At 28.9% G+C, this 22,857-nt stretch carries 18 protein-coding genes and 2 pseudogenes; 15 read left to right on the top strand and 5 right to left on the bottom strand.

Annotated features, from left to right (window positions below; all coding sequences use genetic code 11):
- Nucleotides 1–86: 86 nt before the first annotated feature.
- Both TETH514_RS09310 and TETH514_RS09305 read right to left on the bottom strand, forming a co-directional pair.
- Entirely contained in the window at nucleotides 87–1,046 is a 960-nt protein-coding gene (locus tag TETH514_RS09310; protein ID WP_009052476.1) for a sigma factor regulator N-terminal domain-containing protein, read from the bottom strand.
- On the bottom strand, nucleotides 1,047–1,511 hold the full coding sequence (locus TETH514_RS09305) for an RNA polymerase sigma factor (RefSeq protein ID WP_009052475.1): 465 nt from the start codon (nucleotides 1,509–1,511) through the stop codon (nucleotides 1,047–1,049).
- Nucleotides 1,512–1,772: 261 nt separating this feature from the next.
- Between TETH514_RS09305 and TETH514_RS09300 the strand changes: the two genes are divergently transcribed.
- Genes TETH514_RS09300 through mscL form a run of 4 tightly spaced genes read left to right on the top strand, consistent with a single transcriptional unit; the run spans nucleotide 1,773 to nucleotide 5,383 of the window.
- The gene (locus TETH514_RS09300; RefSeq protein ID WP_009052474.1) at nucleotides 1,773–2,393 is read left to right on the top strand and encodes a nitroreductase family protein; all 621 of its coding nucleotides are present in this window, start codon (nucleotides 1,773–1,775) and stop codon (nucleotides 2,391–2,393) included.
- Nucleotides 2,393–3,148 carry a sulfite exporter TauE/SafE family protein gene (locus tag TETH514_RS09295; RefSeq protein WP_009052473.1) on the top strand — a complete coding sequence of 252 codons (756 nt, stop codon included), beginning with the start codon at nucleotides 2,393–2,395 and terminating at the stop codon, nucleotides 3,146–3,148. The genes TETH514_RS09300 and TETH514_RS09295 overlap by 1 nt, the downstream gene beginning before the upstream one ends.
- A gap of 16 nt (nucleotides 3,149–3,164) precedes the next feature.
- Complete coding sequence (locus TETH514_RS09290; RefSeq protein WP_009052472.1) at nucleotides 3,165–4,961, top strand: DUF2207 domain-containing protein; 1,797 nt, start codon at nucleotides 3,165–3,167, stop codon at nucleotides 4,959–4,961.
- A 41-nt stretch (nucleotides 4,962–5,002) separates the two neighbouring features.
- A complete protein-coding gene (gene mscL / locus TETH514_RS09285) occupies nucleotides 5,003–5,383 on the top strand; it encodes a large conductance mechanosensitive channel protein MscL (protein ID WP_009052471.1) in 381 nt (126 codons plus the stop codon).
- A gap of 135 nt (nucleotides 5,384–5,518) precedes the next feature.
- On the opposite strand, the pseudogene TETH514_RS12390 reads toward mscL, so the two are convergent.
- From TETH514_RS12390 to TETH514_RS09275, 3 genes and pseudogenes are all read right to left on the bottom strand, one after another.
- Nucleotides 5,519–5,906: pseudogene (locus tag TETH514_RS12390) on the bottom strand (transposase); the annotation flags it as partial.
- Between the two features lie 97 nt (nucleotides 5,907–6,003).
- Nucleotides 6,004–6,192: a hypothetical protein gene (locus tag TETH514_RS09280; RefSeq protein WP_009052470.1), complete on the bottom strand. Its 189-nt coding sequence runs from the start codon at nucleotides 6,190–6,192 to the stop codon at nucleotides 6,004–6,006.
- 17 nt (nucleotides 6,193–6,209) lie between these two features.
- The gene (locus tag TETH514_RS09275; RefSeq protein WP_012268740.1) at nucleotides 6,210–6,443 is read right to left on the bottom strand and encodes a DUF6883 domain-containing protein; all 234 of its coding nucleotides are present in this window, start codon (nucleotides 6,441–6,443) and stop codon (nucleotides 6,210–6,212) included.
- 351 nt (nucleotides 6,444–6,794) lie between these two features.
- On the opposite strand from TETH514_RS09275, the gene csx20 reads away from it, so the two are divergent.
- The 11 genes and pseudogenes from csx20 (at nucleotide 6,795) to TETH514_RS09210 (ending at nucleotide 22,856) form a co-directional block, all read left to right on the top strand.
- Nucleotides 6,795–7,205 carry a CRISPR-associated protein Csx20 gene (gene csx20, locus TETH514_RS09270; protein ID WP_013337640.1) on the top strand — a complete coding sequence of 137 codons (411 nt, stop codon included), beginning with the start codon at nucleotides 6,795–6,797 and terminating at the stop codon, nucleotides 7,203–7,205.
- Between the two features lie 2 nt (nucleotides 7,206–7,207).
- Nucleotides 7,208–8,497, top strand: a complete 1,290-nt coding sequence (gene csx2 / locus TETH514_RS09265) for a TIGR02221 family CRISPR-associated protein (RefSeq protein WP_009052468.1) — start codon at nucleotides 7,208–7,210, stop codon at nucleotides 8,495–8,497.
- Nucleotides 8,498–8,550: 53 nt separating this feature from the next.
- Nucleotides 8,551–9,900: a Card1-like endonuclease domain-containing protein gene (locus TETH514_RS09260; protein WP_009052467.1), complete on the top strand. Its 1,350-nt coding sequence runs from the start codon at nucleotides 8,551–8,553 to the stop codon at nucleotides 9,898–9,900.
- A complete protein-coding gene (locus TETH514_RS09255; protein ID WP_009052466.1) occupies nucleotides 9,897–11,441 on the top strand; it encodes a hypothetical protein in 1,545 nt (514 codons plus the stop codon). The genes TETH514_RS09260 and TETH514_RS09255 overlap by 4 nt, the downstream gene beginning before the upstream one ends.
- Nucleotides 11,438–13,654 (top strand): RAMP superfamily CRISPR-associated protein, encoded by a 2,217-nt coding sequence (locus TETH514_RS09250; protein ID WP_009052465.1) that lies wholly within the window; start codon nucleotides 11,438–11,440, stop codon nucleotides 13,652–13,654. Before TETH514_RS09255 ends, TETH514_RS09250 begins: the two co-directional genes overlap by 4 nt.
- Nucleotides 13,647–15,065, top strand: a complete 1,419-nt coding sequence (locus TETH514_RS09245; protein WP_009052464.1) for an RAMP superfamily CRISPR-associated protein — start codon at nucleotides 13,647–13,649, stop codon at nucleotides 15,063–15,065. Before TETH514_RS09250 ends, TETH514_RS09245 begins: the two co-directional genes overlap by 8 nt.
- Complete coding sequence (gene csx19 / locus TETH514_RS09240) at nucleotides 15,055–15,636, top strand: CRISPR-associated protein Csx19 (RefSeq protein ID WP_009052463.1); 582 nt, start codon at nucleotides 15,055–15,057, stop codon at nucleotides 15,634–15,636. The genes TETH514_RS09245 and csx19 overlap by 11 nt, the downstream gene beginning before the upstream one ends.
- Before the next feature lie 18 nt (nucleotides 15,637–15,654).
- Nucleotides 15,655–17,655 carry a TIGR03986 family CRISPR-associated RAMP protein gene (locus TETH514_RS09235; protein ID WP_009052462.1) on the top strand — a complete coding sequence of 667 codons (2,001 nt, stop codon included), beginning with the start codon at nucleotides 15,655–15,657 and terminating at the stop codon, nucleotides 17,653–17,655.
- A gap of 460 nt (nucleotides 17,656–18,115) precedes the next feature.
- A pseudogene (locus TETH514_RS13175) lies at nucleotides 18,116–18,844 on the top strand (restriction endonuclease).
- Between the two features lie 124 nt (nucleotides 18,845–18,968).
- Entirely contained in the window at nucleotides 18,969–22,130 is a 3,162-nt protein-coding gene (locus TETH514_RS09215) for a helicase-related protein (RefSeq protein WP_009052461.1), read from the top strand.
- Entirely contained in the window at nucleotides 22,131–22,856 is a 726-nt protein-coding gene (locus tag TETH514_RS09210) for a DUF4391 domain-containing protein (RefSeq protein ID WP_009052460.1), read from the top strand. It abuts the gene before it with no gap.
- The last annotated feature ends 1 nt before the right edge of the window (nucleotide 22,857 follow it).

The following is a 22,857-nucleotide window of genomic DNA, read 5'->3' as shown; positions in this document are numbered from 1 at the left end:
TCCCTTTGTAGCAGGACCTTTGATTTTTGTTATATTAACTTTCGCAGATATGCGATGGTTTAAGGAAAAGGATGTACTCGATTGAGTTAATAAGGAGTTGTAACTATACCTAAAACTGCTCCCCTTATAATTGAATTAGAGGACAACTTTTGTAAGGATTCAGGATGTCCCACCACTACAACTCCGTAGTATTTTATGCCTTTTTCCTTTAAAAAATTTACTGTTCTTTTTAGATTTGTCGAAGAATAACTTTGCAAATTACTGAGTTGTTCCAGCTGTTTTAAAAATTCTTTTTCGCCATCATGGCTGTCAATATAGGGGTTTCCCACCAATCTTTCTGCAAGATAGTTTTTTTCTTTATAGTCGTTTTCTTCAAAAACCAAAACAGCACCCCACATTAGCTTTAAATCCTCAGGTATAATAGTTTTAATTTCGATAAAGGTTAAAGGCCTGTAAAAAGATAAAGCCATTTCAACGAGATTATCGTTAGGTATATTTTTTAATACATCAAACTCTCTTATAACTTTATCGTATTTTACTACGGGATTGTAAAATTTTAATTTTGGCACGGCATAAGGAGCAAGGTATTCTTTTGTACCTTCTGGTATGACTGTGGAGATTTCGGAATAGGGGATTATGTGGTCAGTTTCGACAACACAAAAAGATTTGTTTCCTTGAAATTGCTCTCCTCCCCAGATATCAAAATCAACTGTGACTATTCCGGCAGGATAAGGCTTATTTCCTATTAACCTTAAAAGATAATATTCTTTTTGCCGCCCGAATAGCCTGACATTATAACTTTCTCCTGAAATTGCGAAGGTATTAGGTTCTGTAAATTTAACAATACCCGGATAAAAGCTATCTATGCGGTTTTCTTGATTCTGCAGCATCATTTCAGGAATTATGAAGGTTAATACAAAAACACCTATGGCGATAATTAAAGAAATTATTATTATGCGAAGTATGCTTTTAAAACGAGCTTTGCGCAAAAAAGCTTTTTCGTCAAAAGATATATCGCTTATTGGCTTATTTAAATCTGATCCCATTTAACTTTTCTCCTCCTCTTTTAAATATTCTTTTAATTTTTTTCTTAGTCTCCATACCATTGTCTTTACTGTATTGGAATTGGTTTTTAAGTAAGAGGAAATTTCTTCATTTGACATTTCTAATATGAATTTAAGGTAAAAGAGCTTTTGCTCATTGAGAGTAAGCCTATTAACTGCTTTTTTTATTACTTCTTTATTTTCAATCTGTTGAAACTCTGAAAAGGTACTTTGAGGAAAGACATCTATAATAGAAACTGTCATATCTTTTTTGGTTTTGCGCAGATAATCAGTGTATTTGTTTCGCGCCGCAGTCAAAACATAAGCTTTTAATTTTCCCTCTTGAATGCCGTCTAAATTCAAGTATGTGGAAAGCAGAGCTTCTTGGGCTATGTCTTCAGCATCAGCCTGTGGTACACCCAATTTAAGTAAATAATAGAATGCAGCTTTGTACAAATCCTGCCACATTAACCCCTCCTCCTTATAGCTTTTCATTAATAAAGACGTTTTGGGGATGAAAAAGTAAACAAATTAAAAATATGCAAAAGTTCATTGTTATTTCGATTATAACTCAAAAGAGTTTGTTCTAAAGCTTTTTTTTAAAAAGGCAGGAAGGATTTCATACTTTTATAGAGAATATAAATCTATTATCGGCATTTTTTAAAAACTGGCATACCAATTTTAGGTTAGCTTTGTAATTCTGGATTAAAAAAAGGAGAGTGTATAAGCATGAAAGAATGCCAGAAACTTATAACAGAGAGAAGGTCTATTACATTTTTTGACCCTACAAAAGAAATATCTGATGACTTTATAAAAGAAGTCCTTGAGGTAGCTGCTACAGCGCCTTCAGCTAATAATCTTCAGCCTTGGGAGGTCATAGTTATAAAGGACAAAGAAAAAAAGAAAATTCTCAAAGGAATCTGTTTTAACCAACAAAAAGTGGAAGATGCATCGGCTGTAATTGTCTTAATAGCAAATCCAAAAGCAGCTTTTGAACATATAGACAGAGTTTTAGACAGTTCTGTAGAACTGGGGTATATGCCAAAAGAAAGGAGAGAATCAGCAAAAGAAAGGGTCCTTGAAGTGTGGAAAGATATGGAGCAAGCTAAAAGAAAGTCCATAAGAGATACTGCACTTTTTGCAATGAATATAATGATAGTTGCAAGAGTTTATGGCCTTGAAACCCATCCTATGGATGGTTTTAATGAAGAGAAGATGAAGGAGTTTTTAGGGATAGATGTAGAAAAAATGGTACCTATGATAATAGCGATAGGTTACAAGGACCCAGAGAAAGATTTACTACCAAGAGCCTATAGATTTAAATTTGAAGAATTTGGGGAGATAGTTTGATGAAAAATTACATATTGATTTTAATGGCATCTATCCTAGCAGGAGCCACTAATTCAATAGCTGGTGGAGGTACTTTAATAACTTTTCCTGCCCTTGTATGGGTGGGCATTAATCCGTTAGCTGCCAATATGACAAATACAGTAGCTTTATGGACAGGATCTGTCACAGGGGCATTGGGATTTAAAGAAAGACTTTCTCAAACAAAGGAGCTTTTAAAATTTTTGACATTGCCTTCTTTACTTGGAGGTATCTTAGGAGCTTATCTTCTTATGATAACTCCTCACAAGGTCTTTAATTTTGTTGTACCTTTTTTAGTTTTATTTGCAACTGTAATTTTAGCATTAAATGATAGAATAAATAAGTTTAATTTAGATAGTGAGGAAGGTAGAGAGAAAAAATCGTTAGTATTTGTGTTTATACTTCAATTTCTTACTTCTCTTTATGGTGGATATTTTGCAGCAGGAATTGGCATTTTAATGCTTGCCACTTTAGGCATAGCAGGTATTACTGATATACACACAGCAAATGGTATAAAAAATGTTCTTTCACTTTTTATAAATATCACCTCCGGTTTAGTTTTACTTTTTAGTGGAAAAGTAGTATGGCCTTTTGCTATTATTCTCATGATAGGATTTGCTTTAGGAGGATATTTGGGAGCTATAATGTCTCAAAGATTTGACAGCAGAAAAGTAAAGAATTTTGTAGTTTTATGGGGAATCATTTTGGCACTGATTTTTTGGGTGAGAGGAATGTAATTTTGGAGGTGGTTTGGTGAAAAGAGTCCTTTTAATATTTGCAGTATTATTTTTATTTTTTACACCTTTTTCAGAGGTATACGCTAAAGATTATAGTTTAAAAGAAGCTAAAATATATTATTTTATTCAGGATAATGGGGAAATGGATGTAACAAACGATATAACTTATAAGTTTAATGGCTCTTTTTCTGAAGCATGGATGACTATACCAGTAGGTGATTATGAGATAAAAGATGTGTCAGTAACTGAAATTAAGGATGATAAAGAGACTCCCCTTAATTTTGACTTTGCAAAAGGTAAACAAGAGTACAAAATAACCTGGAAATATAAAGCTAATAATGAAATAAAGACTTTTAGGATTAAATATAAAGTTTTAAAAGGCTTAAAAGTCTACGAGGATGTAGCAGAGTTTTATTGGAAAGTTTGGGGAAGCGCCTGGGATAAAAGTCTTTCAGCACTTTGGGTTGAAGTTAATTTGCCTTCCCAAATTGTTAATGTACAAGATATAAATTATTGGCTTCATCCTAAAATTGAAGGGAAAATTGGCATTAAAAACGACCAAAGCGGCATAATAGCTTATGCTGGAAACATACCTTCTAAGCATTGGGTAGAGGTAAGACTTGTATTTCCAAAAAGCTATATTAAAAACTTTAACCCTAATAATGTTATATTAATATCTGAAAATGGAAGAGATAAAATTTTAGCAGAGGAAGAGGCATGGCAAAAAAGTGAAGAACAAAAGGAGATTTTATCTAAAAATTTAGAAAAGGCCTATTTAATACTTTTTCTTGTATTTTTAGGTTTAGCAGTGTCAATATCTACAAAGATAAAACAAAAATATGGTAAAGAGCCTGAAGTTTTATATGAAGGTATATATGAAAGAGAAGTACCAATAGACTGCCCACCTGCATGGGTTGAAATGCTTGTATATAAGTTTGAAACTGTAGGTTCTGATTCAATCATTGCATCAACATTAGAACTGGCAAGAAGGGGATATTTAAAAATAAAAGAAGAAGCAAAGAAAGGACTATTTGGTTCAAGCCCTGAGTATAAAATTGTATTAACTGATAAAGAAGTAGATGAAAGTTTAAGTGAAGATTTAAAGGCTTTGCTTTTTGAATACAAAACTTATGGAGATGAATTTTATTTATCTGATATTGACAAAAAGAAATTTAGCGAGTTTAAAGAAAAGTTTGAACAAATAGTAAAGAAAAAAGTGTATGATGAAACTAAATGGATAACAATTGAAAAATACAAAGAGGTAAATAAATATGTATATTTATGGCTAATTATAGCTTTGTATTCATTTTTAAACATTATTGTAATTGCAACACTGCCTTTTAATGGTCTACTTGTTATTTTAAATGTATTATTTATAATAATTTCTGTATCCGGGCTTATACATGCAAGTATTTATAGATTTGGCATAAAAAAATATTCTTACGAAGGAAAATTGCTTACATTAAAATGGAATGCTTTTAAAAAGTTTTTAAAGGATTTTTCATTAATTTCACAATATCCTCCAGCTTCTTTAGTCATATGGGAGAAATATTTAGTATATGGTACAGCTTTAGGTGTGGCAAAAGAGGTATTAAAAGCCATGAAAGAACTAAATGTTCCTGTCCAAGAGATTGACTGGTATGTACCTGCTCTTGCAGGGACAATGAATATAAAAAATTTTACAGAAAGTTTTAACGCTTCTTTAATGGCATTTTCACAGAGCTTTTCACAAAATGTCATGCCATCCTCTTCTTCCGGTTCATCCATCGGCGGGGGAGGAGGATTTGGAGGTAGCGGAGGAGGAGCGAGGTAGAATAAAAATGTACAATAATTTATTTTAGAGAGGAGAAAATTATGTTAAAAGGATTTAAAGAATTTATTATGAGAGGAAATGTTTTAGATTTAGCTGTAGCTGTAATAATAGGTGGAGCATTTAATAAGATTGTCAATTCATTAGTAGTTGATGTATTAACTCCATTAATCGGAGCAATATTTGGAGCACCAGACTTTTCTGCTATTAAATTCGGACCTATATCAATAGGCAACTTCATAAATGCAGTTATTAACTTTATAGTTATAGCTGCCGCAATATATTTTTTTGTAGTAGCTCCTATTAATACAATCAAAAATCGCAAAGAAAAACAAAAACAACAACAAACACCACAAGCATCTCCTGAGCCTTCAGAGGAAGTAAAACTTTTAAGGGAAATTTTAGATATGTTAAAAGAAAAGTAATGTAAGAATCAGTTAACATTTTTATCTGTTCTATCACTAGTATAATCTTTTTCTATATCTAATGAATGAAAGTGAATAAATTTGGTTAAAATATTTAATTATGGATAATGAAAGTTTTTACATAACTTTAAATTCCATGAAAGTACATATCTTTTCTAATGGCCTTGATTGCCATTCTTTTTTTTGCACTATTTTTTCGGTTATTTTACTTACCATTTCTGCAGATAGTTCTATTCCATACAGGTCTTTTATCTGGTCATGAAATCTTAAATTGACATCCCTCTTGCATATAAGGCTATTACTTTTTCTTCAATTCCTGATATGTCTCTTTTGAATTTTTTTGAATATATTTGTCTTTTTTGTCGTATCTTTCGTAGCCAAGTTCTGTTGAAAGTTCTGCTTCAAGCATTTCTTGAATAGTATCTTTAAAAAGGTTTTTTAATGATGTATAAAGGTCTTAAGTAGATTGAATATTGTTTTCACTAATGAAATTTCTTAATTGTTCTTTTGTCAATAGTGACATTTTTAAAACCTCCTTCTTGGTTTTGTATATATTCTAATTCTTACCAAGAAAGAGGTTTCTAATCAGTTTACACAAAATTTTTTACAGTCTTAATTATTTAGCTGCTACTAGATTTAACCATTTGCCAAATTACTTTACTAATTTTATCTTCTTCGATTGTTTCTAACTCACCATCATCAAATTCAACTAAATATGCTTTTGGCAAACCACTTACATTAAAAATATGCACTACTGTCCCCTCTCGTCTATCTTTTGTTTTAATAACATCAAGCTCTTCTATTCTCACGCTAATCACTCTCCAAATTATTTATTAACAAATATTGTCATCAATCTAAATTTATCTGTTTCTTTCTTTTCAATCCAACCAGTTTTTACTTTTGCAATATTGCCATTGGGTCTTGTTAATTCTATAGTTATTTCATATCGTTTCTCATATTTGTCTTCTTCTTGTAATATTGCAGGAAAATTCTTTAAGTTATCCATAAAATTCTTTACTAAGTCTATAATTACTTGTATTATACTCCAAAGCTTTCTCAAATGCTATAGCTTTATCTTTATCTTTTGGATAAAGCATAGTCAACAATTTTGTTTTCTGGTATATAAGAATTTTCAGGTGTTATTAGATCAGATTTTGCATTTCACTGTGTGTCTGTTTTTCTTTTTTGTTCCATGTTTTTTTAGTTAGCGACGTTTAAAAACTTATAAAATCATCAAGTTTATATCATTTTACATAATTCAACGACATTTTTCTATAAAAATACAATTTTTTAGAAGGAATTTGGAAAGTTATGTAGAATATTGATATATGAGAGAATATTTAACACTTGAGGTACAAAATTGACACGAAAAATAAAACTTTTAGAACTTAATGAAAAGAAGGTTTTCAAGATGAAGCAAACAGATTTAAAAAAGATGTTTTTGGTATTTTCTCATGAACTCACAGATTTTCAAAAAGAAGATGCCATCGCAAATTTAGGCGTAAATGAGTTTGTATATTTGCCAGATAATTTAAAGATCCACTGGTCAGGTATTTCTCCATATGATGATAGCTTAACTTTTTGTTTGCAAGATTTAATTAGTTGGTTAAAGATTAATGCAAGAAAAGGCGATTATGTACTTGTACAAGGAGATTTTGGAGCTACTTTTTTAATTGTTGATTTTTGTTTGAAAAATGATTTGATTCCTGTTTATTCAACTACAAAAAGAGAAGTTATTACTGAGATTAAAAATGGTGAAAACATAAAAGTAAGTAGATTATTCACCCATGTAAGATTTAGAAAATATGAGAGGTGGACATAGAAATGACTATTAAGTTTTTTTCATTTCTTGGCACAGGAGCTTATACTAAGTGTAAATATAAATTTGATAATATTGAAAGTGACAGTAGTTGCTATGTACAGGAAGCTCTTATTGATATTTTATTAAAAAAGAATGTTGATTTAGAAAGCATATTTATATTTAAAACTGAAGAGGCTACTAATGCAAATTGGTCTAAAAATAAGAAATATCCAAGTGATCCTGGTTTAAAACAGGTTTTAGACAAATATAAGGGCAAACCAAGTATTAATTATGTTGATATACCCTCAGGACAAAATGAAAATGAACTTTGGGAAATATTTGATAAAGTTTTAGAACAAATAGATAAAGGAGATGAAATAATATTTGATATTACACATTCATTCTGCTCAATTCCAATGCTGGCACTAATTATCTTAAATTATGCTAAATTTATTAAAAAATGCGAAATAAAAGGTATATATTATGGAGCAATAGAAGCAGTTGGTAAGGAAATAAAAGATATTGAAGAATCAGATATAGCTCCTATATTTGACCTAACACCTTTTGTAAGACTACTTGATTGGACCGTAGGAATTGATCGGTTTATAGAAACAGGTGATGCTAGGTACATAAATTATTTAATGAAATTAGGCACTAAAGAGTTACACCTTAAAGGTATGAAAGATGAAAGAAATATATTAAGTAACTTTGCTCAAAAGTTAGAAAACTACACAAGAAATGTTGCTACATGTAGAGGCAAAGAAATTTCTAAGGGTGGATTAGAACTGAAGAATATACTTGGAGATGCTGTAAGCATAGCAGATAAGACATATATTAAGCCGATGAAACCAGTAATAGATAGGTTAAACGATAGATTTATAAACTTTAGTAATGATGAAAATAAAAACATGATTGAAATAGTCAAATGGTGCAGTGAACATAATCTTATACAGCAGGGCTTTACTATACTTGAAGAGGGAATTGTAAACTTTTTTTGTGAAAAATTTGGATTTGATAAAAATAATATAAAAGAACGCGAAATAATTGAAAATGCTACATATATTAAACATTATTCTTTACCAAAAGATAGATGGAAAAAAACAGCATTTGAAAACGAAGCTGTAATTTATAACCTTTTAAGTAAGCTTAATGAAGAAAATTATAAAAATTTGATTAAAGTATTATATGAAGAAATTAAACCTTTGCGTAATGATATTAACCATGCTGGGTATAAGGAAAATGATATGAAAGCTGAAAAGTTTGAAGATAAATTAAATGAATTAATAAATAAGGTAGAAAAATATATAGTTTAAATTTGAAGTTCTAAAAATTAAGATACTATTTTTGTTTAAGGGGGATTAAAACTATGAATACAAAAGTCTTAGTATTAATTATAGGGACAAATCCATTGCCTAATTATATTGTTGGAAGTCATTTAAAAGAAAAGTATGATAAATTTGTATTAATTTACTCAGACGAAAACAATGAAATTAATCAATATAGTACAGTTGGTTATGCTGAAAAATTAAAAGAACATTTATATATTGATAATAAAGAGTGGACTTTACTAAACATTTCAAATATATCAAATAAAAAGAAAATAGAAGAAGATTTAAAAAAAGAATTTCGAGAAAAAAATTACATTGGCTTTGATGAAGTTCATTTAAATTACACAGGTGGCACAAAAACAATGGTAGTGCACATTTACAATTTTTTAAAACAAAAATGTAAAGAAAATAATATCAAATTTGAAGGCTCTTATTTAGATGCAAGAGATTATAAACTTCTATATGATTATAGCGAAGAAGCTATAAGTCTAAAAGATACCATAAAAATAGATATAAAGACACTTTTATCAATTCATCTATATGATAAAGATATTACTTTTGAATTTTATGATGAATACAGTTATAAACAAAAATTTGCAGATAGCGTTGATAAAATATCACAGGAAATACAAAATGCTATTAAAAGTAATAAAGGTGAAGAATTTATAAAATGGTTAGAGGATCCTTTTAGAAAAATTTTTAAAGGGGAGAGTGGACTTTTAAAAAGTACTGTAAAATTTAAAAAACATATAGAGAAACTCTCAAAAGATAATGATTTATCGCCAATAGTTAAATTTAATGAAAAAACTCCTCAATTCATATGGGATATTTTAAACGCTTTTCCTGAAGGGAAAAAATTAAATGAGGAACAAAAATTATGGATACCAGAAGATAGAATATCTAACAAAGATTTTACTACTAGGATAAAAGATACCGTAGAATTTTTAGATGGAAAATGGTTTGAATGGTATGTATACAATGAAATAAGAGATAAATTATTAAAAAAAGGACTAAAAGAAAAAGAGCATTTTGGTATATCATTAAAAGCACAAAGGGAAAACTCACCTAATTTTGAATTAGACATCTTTCTAATTAATGGATATCAGTTGGTAGGAATATCATTAACTACTTCGAGCAGGCAAGGAGATTGCAAATTAAAAGGATTTGAAGTAATTCATAGAGTAAGACAAATAGGTGGTGATGAAAGCAAAGCAATATTAATAACAGGACTAAAAAAAGAATATAAAGATGATAGTAATAAAGGCACTAAAAAACTACAAGAAGATTTATCCTTTGTAACAGGAACAGCAAAAGATAAAATTATTGTTTTCGGTATAGATGATTGGGCAGATATTGGAGATAAAATTTTTGAGGAGGTATTTGAATGACATTAAGTGCAGTGTTAGTTGATACAGTGTCAATACAAGAATATATTTTTTCAAGTAATAAACTTAAAGAAAATATTGGAGCATCATTTTTAGTTGATAAAATATATGAAGATGTTTTAAAAGAGGCTTTAAAAGCAACATTTTGTAGGGATATAGACATTAATGAATGGAAGAATAATCCTGAACAAGTTAAAATGATCCAAGGAAACGAAGAAGTTGAGATAGGATATATAGGGGGAGGAAATGCTTTAATTTTATTTAATGATAAAAATGAAAATAAAAGAAAGGAAAAAGCAATAGAATTTATAAAAAATTATACAAAGCTTCTTTTAAGGAAGATTCCCGGACTTAAAACCGCCTTTGGAATAATACATGATTTTAATTTGGATGATTTTAAAGATTCAATGAAGAGATTACGTGAAAGCTTAAGAGATAATAAAAATAAATATTTTCCTAATGTTACGTTACCCAAATATGGTTTCACACTTGATTGTCCGAGAACCAATGAAAGTGCAGAGCGCGTTAAAGACGATGATAAAAAAATTATATCATCAGTAGCTAGGGCTAAATTAAAAATTGAGGAAAAAGCAAAAGATGAAATGATAGATAAAATAAAAGATATACTCAAAGATAAATATACTTTAACAGATGACATTGAAAAATTAGGTCAAACAGAAGGCAAAGACTATATTGCAGTTGTACATATTGATGGGAATAAAATGGGTGAGAGATTTTCAAGATGTGAAAGCCTTATAGAATATAGGAATCTATCAATTAATGTAAAAGAAGCTACAGAGACTGCTTTTAAAGAAATGATAGAAATTTTAATAGAACAAATTGAGAAAAATAAAGCTTTTGATCCCAAAGATGGAGAATTTAAATTAAGTACGGAAAAGGGAAAAATCGTATTGCCAATAAGACCTATTATTTTAGGTGGAGATGACATAACTTTTATTTCTGATGGTAGGTTAGGAGTTTGGTTAGCAGAGACATTTATTGAAGAATTTATAAAACAAAGCATAAATAGTGAATCATTGTCTGCATGTGGAGGAGTAAGTATTGTAAAGACAAAATATCCTTTTTATAGAGCTTATATAGTAGCAGAAGATTTAACAGATATAGCTAAGCAGTCATCAAGAAAGAATAATGGTTCGTATATTGACTTTTTTATCTCTTCCTCTGGTTGGAGTGGCAGCTTAGATGATATTTTAAATAAACATTTATCTACTGTAAATGGTAATCTTCATTTTGGACCCTATAGAATTGATAAAACAAATGACAAGCAATCATTAGAAAATTTAAAAAATATTGTTAAAGAATTTAAAGATATCCCTAAGAATAAAGTAATGAAATTAAGAGAGATTCTATTTGAAGATAAAAAGATTGCTAAAAACTATTTAAAAGAATTAGAAGTAAAAGGTATAAAATTGAAAGAAATAATAAAGGGAAGGTATTATCACCTTGATATATGGCAAGATGGTGAAACCCCATATTATGATGCTATAGAACTTATAGATTTTTATCCGGAGGGATTATTATGAAGATCAAAATAGACTTATTATCATATACACTAATTGGTTCTGGGGAAGGTGCGGGTATAATAGATAGCGATGTAGTATTAGATGATCTTGGATTTCCCTATATTCCTTCAAGACGTGTAAAAGGTGTATTAAAAGAAAGTGCAAAAGAAGTTTGTGATATATTAGGCGTAAAAGATTATAGTATTGTTGGAAACATATTTGGGGAAGATGGTTTTACAGAAGGAAAGCTGCATATAGACAATTTATATATAAATAATTACAAAAAGATAAAAGAAGAAATTAAAATCTTAAAAAATGATAAAAAAAGCACATATAAAACTTTTATAAATCCTTCTCAAATTGCATCTTATTATACAACTATAAGGCAGCAAACTTCTATAGATGAAGATGGAGAAATTGCTAAAAAGGGTTCACTTAGGACATTTAGGGTTTTAAAGCCTAATTTGCAATTTGAAGGTAAATTGTACGAAATAACTCCTTTAAATAAAAAAGAAAAAGCTTTATTATATCTGGCTTCGATTAATTTAAAAAGGATAGGTACATCAAGAAACCGTGGTTTTGGCGAAATAAGTTGTTTGATTGAAGGTATTAAAATTAGCAGTATTGATGAGGCTATTCAATATTTAAATAGTGATAATGATAAAAATATCACAGAAGAGATTAAATCTTCTAATTCAGAAAAATTTGATGGGAATAAAAAAGGAAATGTAAAAAAACTATTTTACAAAATAACTGCATTATCTCCGATTGTGTTAGCAAAAGAGATAGGCGAACAAAATACAATTAATACAGAAAAATATATATCATCTACAACAGTTAGAGGTTTATTTGCAAATAAATTTATAAAAAAATTTAATTTAGGTAATGCTGCCCATGAAAACGACAATTTTTATAATTTATTTTTGAAAAATGAGATTTTATTTACTTCTGCATATCCATTTAAAAACGGTAAAATTTATTATCCAGCTCTTTATTTGCATAAAGAAAAAGGAGACGATAATAAGTATGTATACAATGTTTTAGAAGAAGTTCCAGATAACAAAAAAACAAAATCATTGGAAAAAATGGTCTATAATACTAATGATGAAAAAATATATACTTATGGTGTATCAACAACATTTTATTTTCACAATGCAAGAGACAGAGAAAAAGGACACAGTACGGGGGAAGAAATCTTTTATTATGAGGCAATAAATGAAGGAGAAGAATTTAAAGGATTTATTATTGGTGATGAGGGGTACCTTGAAGAAATAAAAAGAATATATGGCGAAACATTTACCTCTTTTATTGGTAGATCAAAAAGTGCACAATATGGTTTAGTAAATATAGAATTTGGCGATTTAGAAAATACGGACGATTTAGAAGATGTGGACGATGAGTTTATTATAGTAGCAACTTCTCCTATTATTTTATATAACGAATGGGGTTTTAGTGAGGTCTCTGAAAAGACATTAAAAAATTATCTGCAGAAACATTTTGATGATTGTGATATTAATGTAGAAAAAATTATTTCAAGAATTGAATATGTTGAAAACTTCGTAGGTATTTGGGGAATGAAAAATACTCGTGAATTAGCTTATTCACCCGGATCAGCTTTTAAAATTATAATTAAAGGCTGTGATAACTTGGAAGAAAAACTAAATAATATTTTAATATACGGATTTGGAGAGAAAACCGATTTAGGTTTTGGTAGAGTAAAGGTATATTCGTTTTTGAATGAAGGTTATAAAATTGAGTATTATAATAGTGATGAATACGAAGAAATAACTCCCCAATTCTCAAAAGTTATTTTAGAAGATATAGTAAAGAAAAAAGCAAATGAAATTTTAAAATCTAAGGCTTTTGAGAAAGCGAATGATTTATATAAAAAAATTAAGAAATTCAATGACAAAAAAGCTATTTCAAACAATCTAATAGGACGACTTGAAGGAATGCTGTCAGCGACTGATGAATTTGACGAATGGGAGAGAAAATTAGATGGATTAAATAATAAGCCTGCTGCAGAGACCTTAAAGGATTTAAATCTATGGGATGATTTATATAAATTGGATATTTCTGATGAATATAAAAATATGTTTTATGATAATTTATTAAAATCTATTAATAAGCTAAATGTGGAGTTGGATAATTTTGAGTTATCAAAAAGATACTGGATTTACTTCTTTAAATATTTAAGACTATTTAACAAGCAGGGGGGAGAAAAAGATGAATGATAATGCTAAACTTGTAAGTGTTATTGTTGTAGAAGGTATTTTAGAAAACATTTCACCTTTTGTAATTGGAATGGGTAAAGGGGAAAGTATTGATATAGAAATTATAAAAGATGAGATTGGCAATCCTTATATTCCAGCTACATCTTTTGTAGGGGCATTAAGACACTATATTTCAAAAAATTTTGAAGTAGAAAATCTTAAAAAAGAAGATGAAGAATTATGGAAATATTTTTGGGGTTCTAAAAATGCAAATAACGATGAGGCTGTTCAAAGTCATTTTATTGTTAGTGATGTAAAGATCAAAAGCAATAAAAATGAAAGCTACATTGCCGTTAGAGATGGAGTAGCAATAGATGAAAAGACTGGAATTGCAAAAGAAAAAGCAAAATATGATTATGAAATAGTTAATAAAGATTTAGAATTTGAGTTAAAAGCCGAAATTAAAATAAGAAAAAGTTTAAAAGATAAGGAAATTGAGATTCTAAAAATATTAAAAACTGTAATTGCTGAGTTGGAAGCCGGGAAGGTTCAGTTTGGTGCATTTACCACTAAAGGATTTGGCAGGTTTAAGTTAAAAGATATTAAAATACTAAAATTCGATTTTCCAAAAAATGGAGAAAATTATTTGAAATTCTTGCAGCATGAGTATTTGCCAGAAGATAAACTTGATGTAAGCAAGATAGATATACTTCCTAAAAAAGATAATATTGATTGCATTATTAATTCGTATTTTTCCATAAAAAGCTCACTTATCATAAGTTCATATACAACAGATCCTAAAGATCCTGATAAAGTACATATAAAATATAATGACAAAAATGTTTTAACAGGAACTTCACTAAAAGGTGCGATAAACTCAAGAGCTTTTAAGATTGTGAACACATTATGTAAGAATAATCAAGAAAAAAATAATGATTTACGAAAATTGTTTGGTTGGGCTGATACAGAAAACAAAGAAAAGACTAAATACAAAAGCAGAGTAATTATTGATGAGAGTATAGTTGAGGGTGTGATTGAAAAAGAACAGGCGAGAATAAAGATTGATAGATTTACAGGAGGAGTAATTGCAGGAGCTTTATTTCAATCTAAACCTCTTTGGCATAACGATGAAAATGTTCAATTAAGAATAAAAATTAAAGATGCAAAAGACTGGGAAATTGGACTTTTACTTTTGGTATTGAAAGATTTATGGAATGAAGATTTGCCTATTGGCGGAGAAAAAAATATAGGAAGAGGAGTCTTAAAAGGTAAAAAGATAGAAATTGAGTATAAAGAACATAAATATATTATTGAAAAGTCTACAAATGATGACGAGACAAATAAAATAGTAGTTAATGATAGAGATAAACAGATATTAGAAGGTTTTGTTGAAGAACTCTTGAAAAAAGTGAGGGATTGGGATGTTAGATGATATTTACAAAATTGGAACCATTCGTTCAAAAGTTGAAGCAAAAGATATGGATAATGAATTAAACAATGATGCATTTATTCAAAAAATAAAAGAGGTTGATAAGGGATATATTGTATGCTGGCTTGATTATGCAGTTCTATTTGGAATAATACATAGTGGTGAAATTAAATTTTACAACAATGAATTACCTGATTTTAATAAATATCTTCAAAAATTGCGAGTTTTTAATGAAAAAAAGGAACTATATATTTGGAGGTCAGAAAATAAATTTAAATTTAGATATAGAGAAGATGAAGTTAATGATGAAGATGGAGAAATAGTAGAATGTATTGATGCTAAGCAAATAATGTATGGAAGTAAATTTGAAGATAAAGGTAATTTCATTGAGGTTTCTGAAAAAAGAGGAATTAGATATATAGTACCAAAGGAATTTATAGGTAATAGCTCAGTTGAGGAGCTAAACAAAAATGGGAAAAGATTAGTGTTACATACGAGAAATTACATAGGATATAATGAAATTGGACAAGCTGGTTTTGTTGACAGTAGATTTTTAAAAGTACAAGTTATTTAATATTTGGAGGTCATTATTATGGAAAAAGCCAAGATTAGCTTACAAAAAACCAAAAAAGGGTATGATTATTTATTAACTTTTGATGATGGTAAAAAAATAAAAGCTCAAGGGTTTAACCTACCTCAAAATGTTGACGGAAAGGAATGTGATGTTGAAAGAATTAAAGGGGTTATTGAAAAAATAGTGATTGATGGAATAGAATATAATGAGCCCAATATACAAAAAAACTTAAACGATCAAAACAAGGAAAAAACAGAAAATCATCAGAAAAATTATGGAACTCAACAGAAAACACAATCTAGAATACCTGCAAGAGCTCCGTATAATTTTATTCCATTAAATGAATGTGTAGTAAAAGCACAAGATATTCCAGAGTTTAACAAATATCATAAGGACAGATTCTCAGGATATATAGACCTTGTGATTACTACAAAAACACCTATATATATTAGAAGGGATATAGAAGAAAGTGAATTTTTTTCTATAAAAAATGGGTTACCAATAATTCCAGGAAGTTCTTTAAGAGGGATGGTTAGGACTTTAGTAGAAATAGTCTCTTTTGGAAAATTTGGATTTTTTGATAAAGAAAGAAGGTTATATTACAGAGATATAGCTGGTAAAAATTCAACCTTAAAAAATTTATATTTTTCAAAAAATAAGTTTAAAAGTGCAGGATTTTTAAAATATGAAAGTGGCACATATAAGATTGTTTCATCTAAGTGTGATAGGTTCAATGATATTTCAAAAGTATTTGAAATACAAGGAATTAATAATGATTACAAAATTTGGTCTGGAATGATTCAAGGGAAAAAGAAAAATTGGATAATAAAGGAACCGGATAATTTATCAGCTTCTTTTGAATTGAGTGACAAGGACATAAAGGATTATCAAAACGATGAAAATAGAAATATTCCGGAATACTATAATCTTATAAAAATGGCAAGAGATAAAAAATTTAAATTACCTAATGGATTGAAAATAGATTTACCGAATGGTGCTCCTGTGTTTTTTGTTAAGTATAAAGATAAAGAAGGTAAAGATAGAGTTGCTTTTGGTCATACAGGATTCTTTAGATTACCCTATGAGTTAACTATAGGTGATCATGTGCCTGATAATTTAAAGTCAAATGATACAATAGATTTTGCTGAAGCTATTTTTGGGAAAGAAAGTAAATGGGCAAGTAGAGTATTTTTTGAAGATGCTGTTCTGGAGAAAGAACAAAATGATATATTTATTGAAGAGACTTCACCTAAAATTCTTTCTTCACCAAAACCTACAGCTTTTCAGCTTTACTTAGAGCAGCCTAAAGAAGAGAATACTAAGTTAGAAGAACTAAAACATTGGGATAATGAAGATGCATTAATTAGAGGCTATAAACTTTACTGGCATAGAAATAGTCCAGATAATTCAACAAAAAAATACAGTTGGAATGAAGGAAAAGCAATAAATGATACTCAGCATACTATTATAAAACCAATTAAAAGAAATATTAAATTCAAATCACGCATACGTTTTGAAAATCTTACAAAGGAAGAATTAGGTGCATTACTATTTGTATTAGACTTACCAGAAAATCATTATCATAAGATTGGTATGGGCAAACCATTAGGTTTAGGTAGTATAGAAATAAAACCGAGTTTGTTTATAGTGGATAGAAAAAAGAGATATACATCATTATTTAATAATGATACATGGAACTTAGGAGATGAAGATAAAACAAGTGGAAAAAATGACTTTAAAGAAGCATTTGAAAAATATATTTTAAGAAACATTTCTGATAATGATAAAGGCAATGCAAGTTCCCTTTGGGAAACTCCAAGACTAAAACAATTAAAAATAATGCTAAACTGGAGTAATACTGAGATTCCAGATTGGCTTAAGAAAACAAGATATATGATGATAGAATGTCCACAGGACGATTCGGATTATGGCTGTATTTGCTCTGATTCCAGGAGGAATACATGTAATGAATACAAAGGTAGGCCTGTTTTACCAAAACCGGAAAAGGTGATACAATAAATATTGCACAAAGTCTGGCAAAAAAGGTTTTTATTAATTCTTATATAAAAAAAGAAAGCTATACTTATGAGTTTGCCATGAAAAAGTAAACTCATGTTTTTTTTACAATAAATTTCGAAGGGATATCAAATTTCCTGCAGAATTTGATTTTACTCAAAATATACAAAAAGTTCAGGAAGCGGCCTATTATATAAATGTAGGCAGTAAAATTTCAAACTTTGAATAATTAGTTTGAATAAATATCAGCTAATTAAGGGTAAATTTGAAAAGATAAAATAAAATGTTAAAAAAACAGGCAATATGTTTTAATCTATGCCTGTTTTTTATTAGGAGATATTGTAAAGAGAGACTAAATTTTTTAAATAAAATTAAATATTATGAAGTTATGTGTTATAATAAAGGATTTTGTAAAGTTGTGTAGAAATATATTATGGAGATACATAAAATAGGGGTTGATAAAATGGCTATACCTACATATGAAGAGATTATGTTGCCATTACTTAAAATTCTTTCTGTTGATGAAACACACAAGTATAAAGAATTAGAAGAAAAACTTAAAAATGTATTTGACTTAACAGAGGAAGAAGTAAATTCAAGACGTGAGAGTGGTATTAAAATTTTTTATAATAGAATAGGATGGGCGGCTACATATTTAAAAAAATGACAATATGACACCATTTGAAAGAATTAGCAATGCTTATGATGAAATAAAAGATTCTCTAATAGACGAATTGCTACAAAAACTAAAAGAGGTAGATCCATATAAATTTGAGGAAATAGTGTTAGACTTGTTAATAAAAATGGGGTATGGAGGTTCTAAAGAGGAAGCTAAGGAAATGACACAAAAGACAGGTGATGAGGGAATTGACGGTATAATTAATGAAGATAAATTAGGGTTTGATAAAATCTATATACAAGCTAAAAGATGGAAAGAGAGATTTTTGGAAGACCTATAATTCAAACTTTTGCTGGCGCTTTAGATGGGCAAGGTGCAAGCAAGGGAATTTTTATAACAACTTCTAATTTTACAAAAGATGCTAAAGAATATGTTGAAAGATTAACAAGTAAAAAAATAATTTTAATCGATGGACATAAATTAGCTGAATATATGATAGATTTTAATGTTGGTGTAACAATACAGGAACTATACGAGATAAAAAGAATTGATAATGACTATTTTGAAGAATGACTGTAAATGTGTTAAACTCTTAGGCGTGCTAAAATACATTTTTTGATTTATAGAGGTTTATGTAATATTCTTATGCAGTATGTTATTATATATGATAGGTTACTAAAAGGTGAGGGATAGGAGAATGGCTGAAGTAATAAATTCCAATGATGTTTTAATACAACGGATAAAAACTATACTTAAAAATAAAAAGAATAGTACAATAAACATTGTTAATGATAAATTAACACTTTCTGTTTTTAGTGAATTGCAATTCGACATGGAAAAAGTCAAAGAAATAAATCTTGTTCTAAGAGATTCTACTTATATTCCTACTGGCAAAGAAATTTCTCGGGAATTTGAAATTGGTAGAATTGCTGATAATATATTTTTTAACTCCTATGAAATAGTTGAAAAAAATAAATTGGGGCATCTAAGCAAAGCTCGTAGTATGTATAATTTTATTGAAAAACACGTGAATGTAAAAAGGATAAAAAAGAAAGAGCTTTTAAAAAGCAATTTCATATTAATAGATGAAGACTATGGAGTTTTTGGGGATTCTTCTTTGGAAATTATCCGCAAAACCAGGAAAAATGGTATAGTTCCAATGAATTTTAATATAGAAATTACTGATTCGAAACAGGTCAAAGAACTTAAAAGAAGTTTTGAACTTATTTGGAACAATAAGGGATATACAGAAGATTTCAAGAAGCAACTTTTAGAAAATCTTAATTTCATTTATAAAGAATACGATCCGGAATTTCTTTATTTTTTTACCCTTTATGAACTTTTTGGAGACCAATTAGATTCCGATATAGAGCGATTTGAAAGCGATCATATTGGTTTTAAAGATACTGAGATTTGGAAAAGTCTTTTTCGATTTCAAAAAGATGCAGTGGTTTCTGCTATACGCAAAATTGAAAAATATAATGGCTGCATTATTGCTGATAGCGTAGGGCTTGGAAAAACTTTTGAAGCATTAGCTATAATAAAATATTATGAGTTACGACAGCATAGAGTTTTAGTTTTAACACCGGCAAAGTTGTATGATAACTGGGATTCATTCAGAAATTCTTACATAGATAACCGTTTTGCGAAAGATCGGTTTGCATTTGATATTCTTTGTCATAGTGATTTAAGTCGTCGTTTTGGGAGATCCCGTAGCGGCCTTGATTTATCCAGAATAAATTGGGGAAATTATGATTTGCTTGTTATTGATGAGTCCCATAATTTCAGAAATCGCAATGATAATCCAGAAAGACTTTCACGTTATGGAAGATTGATAAATGAAATTATTAAAAAAGGGGTTAGAACAAAAGTTTTAATGCTGACAGCTACACCTGTAAACAATTCTCTAAATGACTTAAAAAATCAGTTGAGCACAATTACTATAGATAATGACGAAGCTTTTAAAGAAGATGGTATTATAAGCATTGAAGGGGTATTAAAAAAAGCGCAAAAAGTAATAAATGATTGGATTAAAGAGTCGAATAGAAATAAAAAGGATTTATTGGATAATCTTCCATCAGAATTTTTTAAACTTCTTGAAATGGTTACAATTTCGAGAAGTCGTAAGCATATCACTATGTATTATGGCAATGATGAAATAAGTAGTTTTCCTGAAAAACTTCCACCAAAAACTTATAAACCAGAAATTGATAGCAAAGGAGAATTGTTAAAATTTTATGACACAGATGAAAAACTTGATATGTTAACACTTGCGGTATATCAACCTATGAAATACATTAGACCAGAATACAAGCAATATTATGTAGAAAAATTTCAAACAGTTCGTGGTGGTAGAGTATTATTTAATCATGAAGAAAGAGAATATTTTGTTTCCGTACTACACCGATTCAATTTATTTAAAAGATTAGAAAGCTCTGTTTATGCTTTTAGGGAGACTTTACAACGTCTTCTTCAGAGAATTGATAGATATATAGAATTGCTTGAAAAAAGTAGTGAAGATTTAGAAGTAGAATTTGAAGAATCAGATGACGATGAAGAATTATTATTGGATTATAAGTATGAAATAAATGTTAATCATTTAATGAAAGGAATATATTTGGCTGACTTATATCACGATAAAGGGAAAATAGAAGAATTGTTGAAAAGTGTTGATATTGTTCTGCAAGAACAGAGAGATGAAAAATTAAAAACCTTATTAAACTTTTTAGAAGAAAAAATAACTAAGACACCTTATAATCCAGGCAATAAAAAAGTATTAATTTTTACTGCTTTTGCTGATACCGCATATTATCTTTATGATACTATTGCACAAGAAATGAAAAAACATGGAATTCATACTGCGCTTGTAACTGGGACAGGCGAACCTAAAACAACGCTAAATATTTCTAAAGAATTTAATACTATACTATCTTATTTCTCTCCCAATTCTAAATTAGAGAGAAAATTACCCGAAAATGAACAAATAGATATTCTTATTGCTACTGATTGTATTTCCGAAGGTCAAAACCTTCAAGATGCTGATTGCGTGGTAAATTATGATATTCAATGGAATCCAGTTATTTTAATTCAACGCTTTGGTCGTATTGATAGGATTGGAAGCAAAAATGAACGAATAGCTATGATAAATTTTTTCCCGAATTTAGAACTAAATGAATATCTTCAATTAGAATACCGTGTCAAACAAAAAATGCTGGCGGTAAATTTGACTGCAACCGGAGAAGGTGATATATTAAATCCAGATTTAAATGACTTCGATTTTCGTAAAAAGCAATTGGAACGATTGCAAAATGAAATAGTTGATATTGATGAATTATCAGATAATATTTCTATAACAGGCCTAAATATGAACGATTACCTATATGAGTTGTCCATGTATGTGCGTAGTCATCCTGAAATAAAAAGAGTACCGAGAGGAATTTATTCTGTGGTTAAAGGGGAAAAACCAGGTTGTATCTTTTGCTTTAGGCATCTTGAAGATAATACTAAGCCTGAAAGTAATAGTTCTCTTTACCCCTATTACTTAATTTATGTTACCCATGACGGTGAAATATATTTTGGAAGCGGTAGTTCACGAGAAACTTTAATGCAATTTAGAAAGCTTTCTTATGGGAAAAATAAACCAAATACCGAACTAATTGATTTGTTTAATCAGCAAACTAAAAATGCAACTGATATGAGCTTTTATTCAAATCTTTTGAATAAGGCAATTGATAGTATTAAAGGTGAGGAAGAAATAAAAGCTGAAACAAGTATTTTTGACTTTGGTGGCTACGAAAATGAATTTGCCCATACAAGTGCTGATGATTTTGAGTTAGTATCTTTTCTTGTGGTGATGTAAATGCTTGGAGTACCTGAGAAATATAAGATTGATAAAAATTTCGATATAAAAACCTTTTTAACCGGGGAACTAACAAAACAAGAGAAACAAAAATTTAAAGAAGATGTTAAAGGAATAATTTTAACACACCAAATAATTGGAGAAGAAATACCGTCATTAATAAACAATGATTATAACTATCAAGCTATTCTTTATTTTGATATAAAAGTTAATGACTTAAAGTATTCTAATTTTATTGGCGGAATTTTACAAAAAACAGTTAAACCTCCTGCGGTGTTACGGTTTATTGATAATAAAGGCAATTACCTGTACTGTTTTGCTTTAAAAAGATTAAGTAAAATTGATTCGCAGGAAATTGTCATAGATGATATAATTTTTACTCAGAGAAGTTCTTTATTTTTCCCTGATGAAAATGCAACATTATTTGATCAATATTTAGCTTTTACTAAAATATTAAACACTGGTAACAAACTCACCTTTTACACAGAAATTATAACTAAAGCCTATCTTATTACCTATAAATATCTTTGGACTGGAGCTTTAAGAGCATTAGATACCAATATCTTTTATAATATTGAAAAAATGAATGAAATTAGGACGCTTTTAAAGAAAATTATAAATCTTCAAAATCATCTGAGCAAGTCGATCACATTAGCAGAAAAAGCAAGCCTTAATTCAGAAATAAAAAGTAGTTTTTTAAGGTTAAATGAAATAATTGCTATTTAGG

Origin of the sequence: Thermoanaerobacter sp. X514 (assembly GCF_000019065.1) — a bacterium.
Lineage (GTDB): Bacteria > Bacillota > Thermoanaerobacteria > Thermoanaerobacterales > Thermoanaerobacteraceae > Thermoanaerobacter > Thermoanaerobacter pseudethanolicus.
Note: the sequence above shows the minus strand (reverse complement) of the source record. Positions and strands in the feature narration are given on the sequence as shown.